The organism is Saezia sanguinis (assembly GCF_963921665.1).
GTDB lineage: Bacteria > Pseudomonadota > Gammaproteobacteria > Burkholderiales > Burkholderiaceae_C > Saezia > Saezia sanguinis.
On the sequence record NZ_CAWUGC010000011.1, the window covers coordinates 26885 to 40453 of the forward strand.

A 13569-nucleotide genomic window follows, 5' to 3' on the forward strand; every position below is an offset into this window, starting at 1 on the left:
ATGGCACATGGGACTTTACGACAATCTGTTTTTCAAAATAGGCAATTTTATCCGGGCAGAAACAGTGCTGGGCATGTTGATGGACGGGTATCTGGTTGACGCTCGTGCCGGTGGACTTGTGATTGGTAAAAGCCACGAAGCAAGCGACAAGTGTAAGGCGCGCCTTGAAGTCATCAACCGGGATATAAGGCCGGTCAAAAAACCTGTTGTGCCCAACATCTACCACCGCGCCACACGGGTCATCAACGCCAGCGCGACACCCGACGATAAGATTCTCCTGATTGACGCACAGGGACAATTCATCGTGAACGCGGTATCCACCAAACGGTATTTTCAGGAATTGCAAGCGCTGAATGATGAATACGCTTTCAAGAGCAATTTTTGCATGAACGATTTTTTCATCAGAAAACCATAATGACAAGCAGCAGAGCCTGGGTTTTGGCGTACGTCCAAAAGAAATACAATATACAGCCGGACTACCCATGGCGCGGCCATCCGAGTTATGCCGTTTTACGCCATGCCGCAAACAAAAAATGGTTCGGGGTGGTGATGTCTGTTTCAAAAAGCCGGTTGGGGCTGGCAGGCGAAGGGCGGATCGATGTGATCAACCTCAAGTGCAGGCCGGAGCTCATCGGGGTTTTGCGGCTGACGCCGGGATTTCTACCGGCGTACCACATGAACAAGGAACACTGGCTGACCGTTGTTTTGGACGGAACGGTTCCCGAAGAAGAGATTTTTGATCTGGTCGATCTGAGTTTTACGCTGACGAAATAAAGATTATTCCCAATTTTTGAGGAGCGGTGATGGAATGTTTTGCTATTGATGAAAGTGGTTATACAGGGGCTAATTTACTGGACCCGGAACAACGGTTTCAGGGAGCTTCGGCTATTGCCATCAGCGATGAGGATGCCGCACATTTGATCCGCAAGCACTTTCCAAAGCTGGGTGCAGACGAACTTAAATATCGTGCTTTGGCACGTCGTCCCGGCAATCACGACTCATTGCTAAATTTGCTGAGGGATATTCTGACGCAACACAAGTGTGTCACATATATTTGTGACAAGCGTTATTTGCTGACGTTGATGTTCCTGAATTATGCGACAGAGCCGTTTTATTACAGACGTGGGATAAACTTCTACGAAAATGGGCAACATTTTACGCTTGGGTCATCGCTTTACCTTAAAGGCCCAACTCTCTTTGGCAAGGATGGATTTGAAGTATTGCTTGCTTCGTTCCAACGCGCGGTCAAAGAAAAAACGCAGGAAGCCATCAACGATCTTGTTTCATCAGTACGTCGTATAAAATGGAAAGAGTTACCAAAAGCGCTGGGACCACTGGCAGGCGCATTCCCCGAATGTCTGGCTGAAATAACCTTGCCCAATACGACTACCGATGCGGCATTTGCGGTGTTACAAGGATTGATTAGTCGAATGGAAGTCATGGCCGATGGGACTTACAGGGTGGCGCATGACCAGTCGAAAAACCTGCTTACTTATCATGCGTTGATACAGCGCTTTATTGATCATGATCAGGTTGCGGAATTTCGTCAATCTGAAATTGCAACCCTAAAATTTCCGCTCAAACTGTCGTCTGTAACTCAGGTTGATTCAAAGGATAGCCCGGCGGTGCAACTTGCGGATGTGTTGATTGGGGCAACTATTGAGGCCGCAAATGTATTGACAAAACTGCGCAAACCCGTGTTGGATGCGCATGTTGTTTTGAGTCTTTATTCTGACGAGCAGTTTATCCATATGATTCCGTCTCTTGATTTTGAAGGGCAAAAGAAGCTCTATCAAGGTACGCAGTCTGCTGCTGCCATTGACTATATCGCCAGACATTTACAATAGAGGTTGCTTTCAAATTGAACACCATCAAGTATCGAAAAACTTCCCCTTGAAAAAATTCTCATTGCTCAGATTCTTGACCGATAGTCTGAATATCACGCAGCCATCGGGACAGACGATTTCCTTGCAGTATTTACCGCTGCCGCCGATATTCTCCAAATCGCCGCCACTTCGAACAGCTTCCATGATGGGGAACATCATCAACATGACTTTGGAGCAAATACCCTGTCCGTCCGTATTGACAGGGCAACCGTAGGTGCAGGTGTATTTATCCCCGATCTCCTCACCATTTCGGCAATACCGCTCGGTGCGGTCGCCGCGAAGAAACCCCGTGACCTCGATTTCAAATTCGTACTCCTCGTCGTACCATTTTTTCATGATTAACCTCAAATTGAAGATTTGCCGTTAATCTGGTTTTACCACAACACAGGTATTGCGGCACTCCTATTCTTACCGATTAAAAACGGTTCACTCTTGCCAGACCATGCACGGTTACGGTCGAAAAATGCACCACCCCATGATTGGACACTCCCCACAGCGGCGCTTTTTTTACGCCCAAAAGAAATCGTGATCAGCCGAATTCGTATTTATTGAGGTGAAACCGTATTGCCGACTTCATCATTGGGACATCGTTGTTTTTGAAACAAAGCATCCCGATGAAACGATCTCTATCACTGATCTGTACCGCGCTGGCGTTGTCGGTGAGTGTTCCGGCTTATGCCGGATCGCCCAATGAACTGGAGCGCCAGCAGCTTGCGTTGATGTTGCGTCAACTGGACATGACTGTGCGCATCGCTCATGAGAGCGCGAAAGCGGCCACTCCTGAAGCATCCCGCTACCACTTCGACTATCAGCGCTTCAACGCGGATATGGCGCGGGTACGCGCAGGCATTGAGGATTACCTAACGCCGCAGCGGGCGCAACCCCGCGATCCGGTGGCGCTGGCCGGGCAGTATCGCGCAGAACAAAGTGAGGTATCCCCATGAGCTTGTCTGCCGATCAGATTCTGGCGTTTAAGACGGGTGGCGGATTCACACCGGAACAGATCGGCCACGTACTCCTGGCCTTTGTCTTTGCGATCCTGCTTCTGTGGGGCGTGTGGGCGATACGCAGCGCTTATGCGGGCTGGGTCGGCAATCAACTATCGGCACGCGAGTTCTTTTTAGTGCTGATCCGCTTTGCAGGCATGTACTGCGTGCTTGCTTTTCTTCTTCTCTCATAGAGGTTTTTATGAAACCGAAACGTTTCCGTTGTATTCCGGCAGTTTTACCCACGCTGTTCCCTGCATCGCTGTTGACCTTGCCGAAGACGGCAATCGCTGCCGGGCTTCCGACATTGGAAGACCCGTCGCGGGGTACAGGTTCGGGCATCTTTCAGACATTGCAGAACTACGGCTACGACATCATTTTGTTTGTCGCGCTGGTGGTGATCGCGTCGATGTTTGTCGGCGTGTGCTACCACGCCTACATCGTCTATTCGGAAATTCACACCGGCAAGAAGACATGGGGGCAGTTTGGCCTGACCGTCGTGATCGGCGCGATGCTGCTGGTGATCGGCATCTGGTTACTGACCGAAGCCACCGACATCCTGTAACCAACACAGATAGAACCAATGGACAGGTACGCCCTATCGCACGTTGCGCCACAGGAAATGCCGGACGGCACTGTGAATTTTCTGCCGCATCGACTGAACCGTCAACCTTCGGTTGTCCGGGGGCTGACGGCAGACGAATTGTGGATCACGGCGGGGATTACCGGCATCGCCGGATTGATTGTCGGTATTCCGCTGGCGATGTTGATCGGACAGATTGCCATCGCGCCGACCATGGTGATGATCGCGGTTGCGCTGGGCGTGTTGGTCGGCGGCACGATCTTAAGAAGGCAAAAACGCGGTCGCCCCGATACCTGGCTGTACCGGCAAATCCAGTGGCAGACGAGACTGCGTTATCCGCTGCTGTGCGCGGTGTTCGGCGGTAACGATCTGATCGGAAGGTCCGGCTATTGGTCAATACGGCGGACGCCATCTCACCGGGGAGAAAAATCATGAGTCGTTTCAGAAACGAGGTCGCGCATTTGAAATCGCACGTTAAAACACTGCGGGTGATCGGGGCAGCGCTGTTCTTTCTGGCGATCTTAATGGGTTTTGGCTGGTGGAGCGCACCGCGCGACATGACGATTCACGTTCCGCCCGACCTGAGATCAGGCAGCACGAGGAAATGGTGGGAAGTCCCACCTGAATCGGTGTATGCCTATACCTTTTATGTGTTCCAACAGCTTAACCGCTGGCCGGTTGACGGTGAAACAGACTACATCCGCAACATCCATGCGCTCTCACCGTACTTGACTTCTTCGTGCTACGCCTTTTTGCAAAACGACTACCAGTTACGGCGCAGCAATGGTGAGTTGCATAAACGGGTGCGGGGTGTTTATGAAATTCCCGGACGCGGTTACGGCGACGACCCCACAGCCAGAGTCAAAATTATTTCGGAACGGGACTGGATTGTGACGCTCGATCTGGCTGCCGATGAATATTTCGCGTCCGAGCAGGTCAAGCGGGCGCTGGTGCGCTATTCGCTCAAAGTTCTGCGCTCGGACATCGATCCTGAGAAAAACCCGTTCGGTCTGGTACTGGATTGTTACCACACACCACCGCAACGCATCACTGTCGCTGACGATGAGGTCAAACCGTCGTCCACTTTCAGAAATCCCTCTTGAGGAAAACCCCATGAGCCATTCACTTCCTCGCGTTTTTATATTGTCTCAACCGCTACGACGGTTTTTCATTCTGGTTATGCTGCTCTTTTGCCTTCCGGCCAGAGCCGTTGAGGTCATGCCGTGGGAACGGTTGCCGTTGGCGATACCGCTCATTGTCGGCCAGGAGCGAGTGGTTTTTGTCGAGCGCAATGTGCGGGTGGGGCTGCCGGCATCGATCCAGTCCAAACTGAGGGTGCAGACCGCCAGCGGTACGGTGTACCTAAAAGCCTTGTCCCCGATTGAACCCACGCGCATCCAGTTGCAGGATGCTGAATCGGGCGAACTGATTCTGCTCGATATCGTGGCGCGTGACAGCGATGTCGCCGGTGAAACCGCGCCGGAGCCGGTGCGCATTGTGTTTGAGAGTCAGAGCAACAGCACACAAACCGAAAGTACCGGCAAGACAGCCGATCAAAAAACCGCCACCCCTGTGTCCACCCCTGTGCCGGTGGTGCTGACCCGATACGCCGCGCAGAACCTGTATGCACCGCTGCGAACCGTCGAGCCGGTGACGGGTATCACCCGAACCAGTGTGCGCAGCGATCTGGATGTGTCCACACTGTTGCCGACATTGCCGATTGAGGCGAAGGTACTGGCGGCCTGGCGGCTGCAAAACCATTACGTGACGGCGGTCAGATTGCAAAACCGCAGCCCAAATTCGATTGATCTTGATCCGCGTCTTTTGCAGGGTGATTTCGTGGCGGCGACGTTCCAGCACCAATACCTTGGCGCAATCGGAAACGCCACGGACACCACGGTGGTGTATCTGGTGACGCTCAAACATGGGCTGGCGCAGTCATTGCTGCCAGCGATGAGCCGGTTTGACGCCAGCCTGAATCCGGGAGTTCATGATGAAAAGTAACGCTCTGCTCAAATGGTTGATGATTCCGGTGGCCGTGGTGGTGATGTTTATTCTGTTAAAAACGCTTTCCGGCCATAAAGATTCCGACGATGGCTTTGACGATACGCCCAAACTCACCGCCGAGGAAATGAAAGCGCTCGGTATCGAAGGCGATACACCCCGCGATACGGTCGCAACGCTGGTTGGGCAGGTCAAGCTGCTTCGCGCTGAAATGCAGGTGACGACGGACACCAACAAGGCGCAGCGCACCGAAATCGAGCGCTTGCGTCAGCGCGAAGCCGATATCGACCAGAAGATCGGTCAGGCGCTTCAACATGAACGCGACCGGATCCGGCAGGAGTCGGGGTCGGAGTCGAGACAAGGCAATGCCGATGGTCAAACCGCCGCATTGATTGAAGATATGCAGCGTCGTATTCACGAGCTGGGGCAAAACCGCGAACCGGGAATTCAAGCCATCACGCCCGATATTCCGGTGGGTCTGGGGCTGGAAGACGGCGATGCGCCGAATGCGGCGATAGTCTGGATCGAACCGTCCGACGCCAGGACACAGAACAACCGGGCATCAAGCACCGAAACGTCGAGGTTTCCAACGAGTTTCGGGCTTTCCAGTGATACGGAGGACGCATCGCTGTACGCCGGTCAGAGAATCCGCCATGAATCCTATGGTGGTGATGGCAAGACCACCAGTATCACGCCGGTCTATACGGTTCCGGCCAACGCGACGTTGATGGGTTCGTTGGCGATGACGGCATTGATTGGCCGTGTGCCGGTGGATGGCACCGTGACCGATCCGTATCCGTTCAAGATTCTGGTCGGGCCGGACAATCTCACTGCAAACGGAATTGAACTGCCCGATGTGGCAGGGGCGGTATTCAGCGGCACCGCGTCGGGCGACTGGACGCTTTCATGCGTCAGGGGCGAAATCCATTCGATCACCTTTGTCTTTCACGACGGCACGATCCGCACCATTCCCCAGACGACGGCGGGTAGCAGCCGTTCCAGTCGCGGCAGTTCCAACAGCTTGGGCTGGATCAGTGATTCTTACGGTATTCCCTGTGTGGCAGGGCAGCGGCGCAGCAACGCCCAACAGTATCTGGGCACGCAGGCATTGATTACCGCCGCTGGTGCCGGGGCTGCATCGCTGGTCAAGGATGACGACGGATCGTTCTCGTACATGAGCAGCGACGGGTCGATGGGTCAGGTCGGGATTTCCGGCAATGAAGCAGTGGGTCAAATCCTGATGGGTGGCGTGCGCGATATGTCGCAGTGGATCAACAAATTGTACGGGCAGGCGTTTGCCGCCGTGTATGTCGAACCGGGCGCACAGGTCGCCATCCACATCGATGAAGCGCTGGACATTGACTACGACGCCAGCGGCAGGAAAGTCGATCACAACCTGGGAGAAAATTATGCGCGAGAACTTGATTAAAACAATATTAGCTATTTTTGTCGGGGTATGGTTGGTCGTATCCGTTTCCGGCTGCGCCACCAGTGCCGAAGACATGCTGACACATGGCGACCGGACGATGATGGACATCTGGCATGTCGGCACATCGGGAAATACCGGGCAGGCCAACCGGCAGTTGTTGGATGCTCGGCAGGCATTGCGCCGACCGTTGACCAACATGGATATTCAACACGATGCGGCAGCACAGGCGACTTATACCCGCACGGCGCACAATGAAATTGAGCGCCAGTTTCAACGCTTACCCAATCCCGACATGCTGATGTATGTGTTTCCGCATTTGTCGGTCACCGATCCGGTGCCGGTGCCCGGTTATACGACGGTGTTTCCGTTGTACCAGCGCATTCAATACGCGATGCCCGGCGAGCGGGTGGAGCCGTACTGAGATGAAGCGCGGGCACTGGATGGATTTTTTGCAGAAGCGCCTTGGGCGTAAGGGTGGAGACCGAGGCGAGGGTCCGGCATCCGGTGGTGACGATTCTTCATTACCGGATGCCTGGGAAACCCATACCGAAAACCTCAAAGCCCACGGCATTCCCGAACCGGGAAGTTGTTTTAGTACCCCCCGTCCGGCGACATTGGCCGATGAAGCTGCGAAGTACCGTGTTGTTCCGTCGTTTGCCGACATGCTGCCGTGGGTCGAGTTTTTACCGGAATCGCAGACCATGCTGCTCGATGACGGGCAATCGGTGGCCGCGTTCTTTGAAGTCTTTCCGGTAGGCACCGAGGGGCGTGAGGCATCCTGGCTGCAAAAGGTGCGCGATTCATTAGAAAACGCGCTTCAGGACAGCTTCGATGAATTCGACACGCATCCGTGGGTGGTGCAGTTGTACGCGCAGGATGAAACCCACTGGCAGAGTTATCTGGACAACTTGAAGCAGTATGTGCATGAAAGAGCCAGAGACACAGACTTCACCGACTATTATCTCAAATTCTTTGAGCGTCACTTGCAGGCGGTCTCCAAACCGGGCGGGCTGTTTACCGACAGCACGGTCACACGCCTGCCCTGGCGCGGGCAGGTGAGACGGGTGCGTCTGGTGGTGTACCGCAGGCTGCCATCCGTATCGCGGCGCGACGTATTGAGGCCGGAGCAGTCCCTGAATGTCGTCTGCGACCGGATAACCGGCGGATTAGCCCATGCCGGGGTAAAAGTCAGACGCATGGACGTGATGGACATTCACGCCTGGCTGTTGCGCTGGTTCAATCCGTACCCGACATTTCTGGGCGACACGCCGGAAGACAGGGAACGTTTTTATCGGCTGGCCGCTTACCCGGAAGAAACGGAAGCGGGAGAAACCGAGCTTGCCAGTGGCACCGACTTCGCGCAACGCTTGTTTTTTAGTGAACCAAGGTCGGATGTCAGGGACGGACTCTGGTATTTCAACGATGCTGCGCATCGGGTAATTGTGCTGGACCGGCTGCGCACGCCACCGGCCATCGGCCACATCACCGGGGAAACGAGTAAGGGCGACGCGATCAATTCATTATTCGACCAGATGCCCGAAGACACCGTGATGTGTTTGACGCTGGTCATCACGCCGCAGGATACGCTGGAAAGTCATTTGAATTATCTGGCAAAAAAGTCGGTCGGTGAAACGCTGGCGTCCGAGCAGACCAGAAAGGATGTGCAGGAAGCCAGAACCCTGATCAGCAGTTCGCACAAACTGTACCGGGGCAGCATCGCGTTTTATCTGCGTGGTAAAAATCGGGAAGAACTCAATGCCCGCGACCTGCAACTCTGTAATGTGATGCTGGGCGCGGGCTTGCAGCCGGTGCGTGAAGAAGACGAAGTGGCGCCGCTCAACAGCTATCTGAGGTGGCTGCCGTGCAATTACGATCCGAACCAAGACAAACGGAGCTGGTACGCGCAACTCATGTTTGCGCAACACGCGGCCAATCTCATGCCGGTGTGGGGCAGAAATCAGGGGACGGGGCATCCGGGCATCACGATGTTCAACCGGGGCGGCGGTACGGTGACGTTCGATCCATTGAACCGACTTGATCGGCAGATGAACGCGCACCTGTTTTTATTCGGCCCGACCGGATCGGGCAAATCGGCCACATTGAATAATCTGTTGAACCAGATGGTGGCGATGTACCGGCCACGCCTGTTTGTGGTGGAAGCAGGCAACAGCTTTGGCTTGTTCGGAGATTTTGCCAAACGGCACGGCTTGAGCGTCCATAAAGTGAAACTCTCACCCGGCTCCGGTGTGTCTTTAGCGCCATTTGCCGACGCAATTCGGCTGATCGAAACGCCGAGCAAGGTGCAAACGCTGGATGTCGATGCGCTCGATGAAGAACAGGTCATCTTGAATAGCGCCACGGGTCGTCCCGTTGTGGATCACCGTCACGATCACGATGAACAGCGCGATGTGCTGGGTGAACTGGAAATTACCGCGCGGTTGATGATTACCGGGGGTGAGGACAAGGAGGAAGCCCGCATGACACGGGCAGATCGCAGTTTGATTCGTCAGTGCATTCTGGATGCGGCGAATCTGTGCGCGAAAGAGGCGCGTCCGGTGCTGACCGAAAATGTCCGCGATGCGTTGCGCAGAAAAGGCAACGATGCGTCATTGCCGGAAGCGCGGCGCGCCCGGCTGCTGGAAATGGCGGACGCGATGGACATGTTCTGTCAGGGCATTGACGGCGAGATGTTTAACCGTCCGGGCACACCCTGGCCGGAAACGGACATTACGATTGTCGATCTGGCGACTTTTGCCAGAGAAGGCTACAACGCGCAACTCTCCATTGCCTATATCTCGCTCATCAACGCAGTGAACAACATCGCTGAGCGTGACCAGTTTTTAGGGCGACCGATCATCAACGTCACCGATGAGGGGCACGTTATTACCAAAAATCCGTTATTGGCCCCGTATATCGTCAAGGTGACCAAAATGTGGCGCAAACTCGGCGCGTGGTTTTGGCTGGCGACGCAAAATCTCGATGATCTGCCCAAGGCGGCGGAGCCGATGCTCAATATGATTGAATGGTGGGTCTGTCTGTCGATGCCGCCCGACGAAGTGGAAAAAATTGCCCGGTTCCGGGAACTCAATGATGCGCAGAAAGCGCTGATGCTCTCGGCGCGAAAGGAAACGGGTAAGTTTACCGAGGGCGTGATTCTCTCGAAATCGATGGAAGTTCTCTTTAGAGCCGTACCGCCGAGTTTATATCTTGCCATGGCGATGACTGAACCCGAAGAAAAGAACGAGCGTTATCAGTTGATGCAAAAGCATGGCGTGAGTGAGCTGGATGCGGCGATGATGGTGGCGGAGATCATGGATCAAAAGCGCGGTATCAATCAACCAGAACACAGCATTGTCAGTCGTTCGTAGAACGGCAACAAAGCCCGTCGTCGGCTTATCGACGACACCCAAGCCTGAGAATCCGGCGGTCAGGCGTTCACAACCGTGAATGGACGCACTTTAATACAAAGCCATCGGCTTTAATTGGTTCAACCCATGCGGGAAACAGTGCCCGCAGGGTATGTGTTTCCCGTTTTTTTTTACTTTGAAGGAGAAACACAATGCAAGCGAGTAAAAAAGATGAGAAAAAATCACAGGACGATTCCATCCAACTGAATCAGATGGTGAAGGTCTTTATATTGATTATCGGCTTTAGCATCATCATGCGCTCCGACCTGTGGGTCAGCATGTGCGCGTTGATGGTGGTCGGCGGATATTTGATCCGGGCATTTCTGTTGAAGAAAGCCAAAAACGGATTCAATATCGCCAGAGCTTGGACGTTTGTTCGACAGTGGTATGAACAAAACGTGGTGAATAAAAAAGAGAGCAAGGATAAAGTGAAGAAAGCTCCTTCCAAAGAGCCGCCTTTGCAGTTTCCCGTGATCGAGTTTGAACCCAGCCCCGTACCAGCGGTGCCGCCGCTCCATCCCGGTGCTTTGTGGGATATGGATACGGCGCTGTCGATTCTTTACGGCGAACCGCAGCAGTCTCATTGTGTCCATCAGGATATCGATGATGACTACTTGCGGCGTCTGGATGTGGTGGATGTGGGTGTACTCCATCAGGAGAATCCATCATGAATCGATACGGTTATCTGGCATTGACCTATGTCGGTCTTAAGCTGCCGTTGAAGGTCATGCGCTCCAACGCGGGGTACTACATCGGAACCGAGGATGAAAGTGGCCCTTGTTCCAGGGAATCGCATGAGTATTACCGGACTTTTGACGAAGCCGAAGATGCGTTGAAGTGTCGGGGCTGGACGCAAAAAGAAACGCCCTGACCTCTTTCAATAGTATCTTTTTATGATCTTTACCAACCCCGGAGGGCTTACCCCCTTCTGGGGGAAGTCTTCTCAAATGATTTGAGGAGAATAAAATGAATCATCCACATCGTCAGACCAACGTGGAGTTTGTCACTAAATTGATGGAGTTTTCCAAATATGGCGCGATGGCGCAATTATTTGTGTTGCAGGCGCTGGATCAGTATGCGCACATGGTCGCCAACGCGCCGCCGGAGCGGTTTGCCGGTACAGAAACCTTTATTAGTGCCCAGGCATGGCAAGGTGTCGCCAAAGAAATCGCGCATAAAATAGATCATCGGTTTGATGAAAACAAGCTGTCCGCGCCTTGACGTTCTTGAGAGGCGCCAATCATGGGCGGAGATGTATTTTGCGTGACGTGCGCTTGTGCGCTAGTATGACAATGGGCCGAAGAACCAGAACCAGATAACAATCTCCCTTTATTTTCACTGGCGCTTCTCCCTGAGCGCCATTTTTTTTGCGCCCGATAAATCGGTATCGGCATGTGCTTTATAACCACTCAAAACGGAAGATCATCGTCAATGGAAGCAGGTGGTTGATCGGGAATCGCCCCTTTGGGCAGTGGCAGATGACTGACAGTGTACAGATTCAAAATATCGTCTCGATCCATAAACATGATTTGGCTTCGTTGTGAAGCGTCCAGTTTTCCACCCAGCCAATTTCTTGCCTGTTTAGTGATCTCTCCGCCAGCAGCAATAAATGCGTGATCTATTAATACTTTTTTACTAATTTCTGGATCAAATATTTCATGTCCCAACATCATTAAAACCTGATTATATATCTCAGCAATGTTGGCATTTGTTCCTTTGGTGTTTCCTGACGCATCCAACTTTCCCTTTTTTGCCTGAAGACCAAAATACAGAACGTGTTGTGTAGGCAGCATGAAACGCATCCAGACATCTTTTCCGTATTCGAGAGATTTATCTTTGTGTCCAGCAGCAGTAATTCGATGAAAACCTAGCTGACGAAACAGCGGCAACAACACTTCTTCGATCAATTCATCTTCCGAGCATTTGTCCAGATACTTGATTAGAAGTTCGCGGTACTTGATTTCATTGGGTGTAAAGGGACGATGAGGGTTGGCTATATTTGAAAGCGTTTTAGTACCGATATGACGGATATAGAGCAACCTGTCTTCGCCATAGAATGCTTCAAAACCTTCGCGGCTAAGAGGCTTATTGAGCGCTTCGAGCGCCAGCGTTCTTTCCGGGTCATCGGCTTGTGCATCGGCTTTGTGCATCAAGATTTGTAAAACATGTACAAAACGCTCTGGCAAAGTATAAGCAGCAGGCTGAGGCTCGTCCAATAATTCAGCCAGCTTGGTCGCCGTCCACGCCCATCTGGTCGATCCATCATGTACAAAATCCAGGTCACATTCTTCAAAAAACTGCGTAATGTAAGAACTTGATCGATATGGGAAGTGCTCCGCATTACCGATGATCATTTCAGCAATGGCGCGTAGATTTCGAGATTTGAATTTCATGCGAACAATCTGTTTGAGTTAAACATGATTTGTTTGTTAAAGCGTAAGCCAGGCTTTTCTTCTTTTGATGTAGCTATCATCATCATTTTGGAGCAGACAAAAGTATTCATTTATTTCCTGCATGTCGTTAACTTTGTGGGAGTAATCAGCAATCAGGTAAGCCAACCAACGCACTATTTGATAAGTATAGAAACTGCTGTATTTCTGTACTACGCGTGTTTCGAGATAATGAAATTCTAACGTTTCAATACTGTCAATTTCTGATCCGTCTTCGGCAAAGAATGGCGCCATTATGGATGGTTGCATTCCTTGAGCCACATGTTGGGCAATGTTCTCGTGCTGTTGTCTTTTTCGGTTTCCATAATGCTTTTCAAGAATGGGTTTAGCAACACGCTCCCACCATATTGTGATGGGTTCGGGTTGGCCGGACGGTGAGGCACAAATCAGGTCAAGGTTGTAATAACGTGTTTTTTTTCCGAACTCGGAAAGTGTTGTTGTGATGCCATGATGAATTTCTGAATTAGGACGCTCGACAGATGAAGGGAGTTTTTCACAAGCATCCAGCAGCCGAGCGATATCGTGACTATAAGTGTCTTTGAGGAATCGATTGTTGGGGTAAGAGCCATTTTTAATCCAGTAATCAGCGACCAAAATCAGCTTTGACATTCTTTCAAGCCCGATGGACAGACAAAAAAACGCGGTGATATATGAGGCCATGGCATCTTGTTTCGGAGGGTTGATTATGGCTTTTCTGAGAACCTGTTCACGATTTTTTATAGATAGTGCATACTGTGGGTATGAAAAGGAAAACCTACCCCAGTGATATCAGCCGTGAGCGGTTTGAGAAGATACGCCCTATTTTGGAGCAAGCGCGTAAACGG

General features: G+C 52.2%; 18 protein-coding genes and 1 pseudogene. 16 read left to right on the forward strand and 3 right to left on the reverse strand.

Features of this window, described 5'->3' with window-relative positions; translation table 11 throughout:
* The first annotated feature begins 7 nt into the window (after window positions 1–7).
* Genes AACY98_RS06725 through AACY98_RS06735 form a run of 3 tightly spaced genes read left to right on the forward strand, consistent with a single transcriptional unit; the run spans window position 8 to window position 1847 of the window.
* Window positions 8–415, forward strand: coding sequence for a hypothetical protein (locus AACY98_RS06725; protein WP_339803181.1), 408 nt, complete (start codon window positions 8–10; stop codon window positions 413–415).
* Entirely contained in the window at window positions 415–774 is a 360-nt protein-coding gene (locus tag AACY98_RS06730; RefSeq protein WP_339803184.1) for an MmcQ/YjbR family DNA-binding protein, read from the forward strand. Before AACY98_RS06725 ends, AACY98_RS06730 begins: the two co-directional genes overlap by 1 nt.
* A gap of 29 nt (window positions 775–803) precedes the next feature.
* Window positions 804–1847 carry a DUF3800 domain-containing protein gene (locus AACY98_RS06735; RefSeq protein WP_339803187.1) on the forward strand — a complete coding sequence of 348 codons (1044 nt, stop codon included), beginning with the start codon at window positions 804–806 and terminating at the stop codon, window positions 1845–1847.
* A gap of 24 nt (window positions 1848–1871) precedes the next feature.
* Here AACY98_RS06735 and AACY98_RS06740 read toward each other — a convergent pair whose 3' ends face one another.
* On the reverse strand, window positions 1872–2222 hold the full coding sequence (locus AACY98_RS06740) for a TIGR04076 family protein (protein WP_339803190.1): 351 nt from the start codon (window positions 2220–2222) through the stop codon (window positions 1872–1874).
* Window positions 2223–2500: 278 nt separating this feature from the next.
* Between AACY98_RS06740 and AACY98_RS06745 the strand changes: the two genes are divergently transcribed.
* From AACY98_RS06745 to AACY98_RS06800, 12 genes are all read left to right on the forward strand, one after another.
* The gene (locus tag AACY98_RS06745; RefSeq protein WP_339803193.1) at window positions 2501–2830 is read left to right on the forward strand and encodes an RAQPRD family integrative conjugative element protein; all 330 of its coding nucleotides are present in this window, start codon (window positions 2501–2503) and stop codon (window positions 2828–2830) included.
* Entirely contained in the window at window positions 2827–3066 is a 240-nt protein-coding gene (locus tag AACY98_RS06750) for a TIGR03758 family integrating conjugative element protein (protein WP_339803196.1), read from the forward strand. Before AACY98_RS06745 ends, AACY98_RS06750 begins: the two co-directional genes overlap by 4 nt.
* A gap of 8 nt (window positions 3067–3074) precedes the next feature.
* Window positions 3075–3437 carry a TIGR03745 family integrating conjugative element membrane protein gene (locus AACY98_RS06755; RefSeq protein ID WP_339803199.1) on the forward strand — a complete coding sequence of 121 codons (363 nt, stop codon included), beginning with the start codon at window positions 3075–3077 and terminating at the stop codon, window positions 3435–3437.
* Window positions 3438–3494: 57 nt separating this feature from the next.
* Window positions 3495–3890: a TIGR03750 family conjugal transfer protein gene (locus AACY98_RS06760; protein WP_339803202.1), complete on the forward strand. Its 396-nt coding sequence runs from the start codon at window positions 3495–3497 to the stop codon at window positions 3888–3890.
* Window positions 3887–4558 (forward strand): PFL_4703 family integrating conjugative element protein, encoded by a 672-nt coding sequence (locus AACY98_RS06765; RefSeq protein ID WP_339803205.1) that lies wholly within the window; start codon window positions 3887–3889, stop codon window positions 4556–4558. The genes AACY98_RS06760 and AACY98_RS06765 overlap by 4 nt, the downstream gene beginning before the upstream one ends.
* Before the next feature lie 10 nt (window positions 4559–4568).
* Entirely contained in the window at window positions 4569–5459 is an 891-nt protein-coding gene (locus tag AACY98_RS06770; protein ID WP_423817539.1) for a TIGR03749 family integrating conjugative element protein, read from the forward strand.
* Window positions 5449–6888, forward strand: a complete 1440-nt coding sequence (locus tag AACY98_RS06775; protein ID WP_339803233.1) for a TIGR03752 family integrating conjugative element protein — start codon at window positions 5449–5451, stop codon at window positions 6886–6888. Before AACY98_RS06770 ends, AACY98_RS06775 begins: the two co-directional genes overlap by 11 nt.
* Entirely contained in the window at window positions 6869–7309 is a 441-nt protein-coding gene (locus AACY98_RS06780; RefSeq protein ID WP_339803208.1) for a TIGR03751 family conjugal transfer lipoprotein, read from the forward strand. Before AACY98_RS06775 ends, AACY98_RS06780 begins: the two co-directional genes overlap by 20 nt.
* Before the next feature lie 19 nt (window positions 7310–7328).
* On the forward strand, window positions 7329–10256 hold the full coding sequence (locus tag AACY98_RS06785) for a conjugative transfer ATPase (protein ID WP_423817541.1): 2928 nt from the start codon (window positions 7329–7331) through the stop codon (window positions 10254–10256).
* 191 nt (window positions 10257–10447) lie between these two features.
* Complete coding sequence (locus AACY98_RS06790) at window positions 10448–10966, forward strand: hypothetical protein (RefSeq protein WP_339803213.1); 519 nt, start codon at window positions 10448–10450, stop codon at window positions 10964–10966.
* Window positions 10963–11166: a hypothetical protein gene (locus AACY98_RS06795; RefSeq protein WP_339803216.1), complete on the forward strand. Its 204-nt coding sequence runs from the start codon at window positions 10963–10965 to the stop codon at window positions 11164–11166. The genes AACY98_RS06790 and AACY98_RS06795 overlap by 4 nt, the downstream gene beginning before the upstream one ends.
* A gap of 95 nt (window positions 11167–11261) precedes the next feature.
* On the forward strand, window positions 11262–11516 hold the full coding sequence (locus tag AACY98_RS06800; RefSeq protein ID WP_339803218.1) for a hypothetical protein: 255 nt from the start codon (window positions 11262–11264) through the stop codon (window positions 11514–11516).
* 188 nt (window positions 11517–11704) lie between these two features.
* Here AACY98_RS06800 and AACY98_RS06805 read toward each other — a convergent pair whose 3' ends face one another.
* The gene (locus AACY98_RS06805; RefSeq protein WP_339803221.1) at window positions 11705–12688 is read right to left on the reverse strand and encodes a hypothetical protein; all 984 of its coding nucleotides are present in this window, start codon (window positions 12686–12688) and stop codon (window positions 11705–11707) included.
* Between the two features lie 36 nt (window positions 12689–12724).
* Entirely contained in the window at window positions 12725–13405 is a 681-nt protein-coding gene (locus tag AACY98_RS06810) for a hypothetical protein (RefSeq protein WP_339803224.1), read from the reverse strand.
* A gap of 80 nt (window positions 13406–13485) precedes the next feature.
* Between AACY98_RS06810 and AACY98_RS06815 the strand changes: the two are divergent.
* Window positions 13486–13569: pseudogene (locus AACY98_RS06815) on the forward strand (IS5/IS1182 family transposase); the annotation flags it as partial.

Bases quoted from the DNA above. Each gene is read 5' to 3' on its own strand.
- AACY98_RS06725 (WP_339803181.1), top strand. From the start codon at position 8: ATGGGACTTTACGACAATCTGTTTTTCAAAATAGGCAATTTTATCCGG.
- AACY98_RS06730 (WP_339803184.1), top strand. From the start codon at position 415: ATGACAAGCAGCAGAGCCTGGGTTTTGGCGTACGTCCAAAAGAAATAC.
- AACY98_RS06735 (WP_339803187.1), top strand. From the start codon at position 804: ATGGAATGTTTTGCTATTGATGAAAGTGGTTATACAGGGGCTAATTTA.
- AACY98_RS06740 (WP_339803190.1), bottom strand. From the start codon at position 2,222: ATGAAAAAATGGTACGACGAGGAGTACGAATTTGAAATCGAGGTCACG.
- AACY98_RS06745 (WP_339803193.1), top strand. From the start codon at position 2,501: ATGAAACGATCTCTATCACTGATCTGTACCGCGCTGGCGTTGTCGGTG.
- AACY98_RS06750 (WP_339803196.1), top strand. From the start codon at position 2,827: ATGAGCTTGTCTGCCGATCAGATTCTGGCGTTTAAGACGGGTGGCGGA.
- AACY98_RS06755 (WP_339803199.1), top strand. From the start codon at position 3,075: ATGAAACCGAAACGTTTCCGTTGTATTCCGGCAGTTTTACCCACGCTG.
- AACY98_RS06760 (WP_339803202.1), top strand. From the start codon at position 3,495: ATGCCGGACGGCACTGTGAATTTTCTGCCGCATCGACTGAACCGTCAA.
- AACY98_RS06765 (WP_339803205.1), top strand. From the start codon at position 3,887: ATGAGTCGTTTCAGAAACGAGGTCGCGCATTTGAAATCGCACGTTAAA.
- AACY98_RS06770 (WP_423817539.1), top strand. From the start codon at position 4,569: ATGAGCCATTCACTTCCTCGCGTTTTTATATTGTCTCAACCGCTACGA.
- AACY98_RS06775 (WP_339803233.1), top strand. From the start codon at position 5,449: ATGAAAAGTAACGCTCTGCTCAAATGGTTGATGATTCCGGTGGCCGTG.
- AACY98_RS06780 (WP_339803208.1), top strand. From the start codon at position 6,869: ATGCGCGAGAACTTGATTAAAACAATATTAGCTATTTTTGTCGGGGTA.
- AACY98_RS06785 (WP_423817541.1), top strand. From the start codon at position 7,329: ATGGATTTTTTGCAGAAGCGCCTTGGGCGTAAGGGTGGAGACCGAGGC.
- AACY98_RS06790 (WP_339803213.1), top strand. From the start codon at position 10,448: ATGCAAGCGAGTAAAAAAGATGAGAAAAAATCACAGGACGATTCCATC.
- AACY98_RS06795 (WP_339803216.1), top strand. From the start codon at position 10,963: ATGAATCGATACGGTTATCTGGCATTGACCTATGTCGGTCTTAAGCTG.
- AACY98_RS06800 (WP_339803218.1), top strand. From the start codon at position 11,262: ATGAATCATCCACATCGTCAGACCAACGTGGAGTTTGTCACTAAATTG.
- AACY98_RS06805 (WP_339803221.1), bottom strand. From the start codon at position 12,688: ATGAAATTCAAATCTCGAAATCTACGCGCCATTGCTGAAATGATCATC.
- AACY98_RS06810 (WP_339803224.1), bottom strand. From the start codon at position 13,405: ATGGCCTCATATATCACCGCGTTTTTTTGTCTGTCCATCGGGCTTGAA.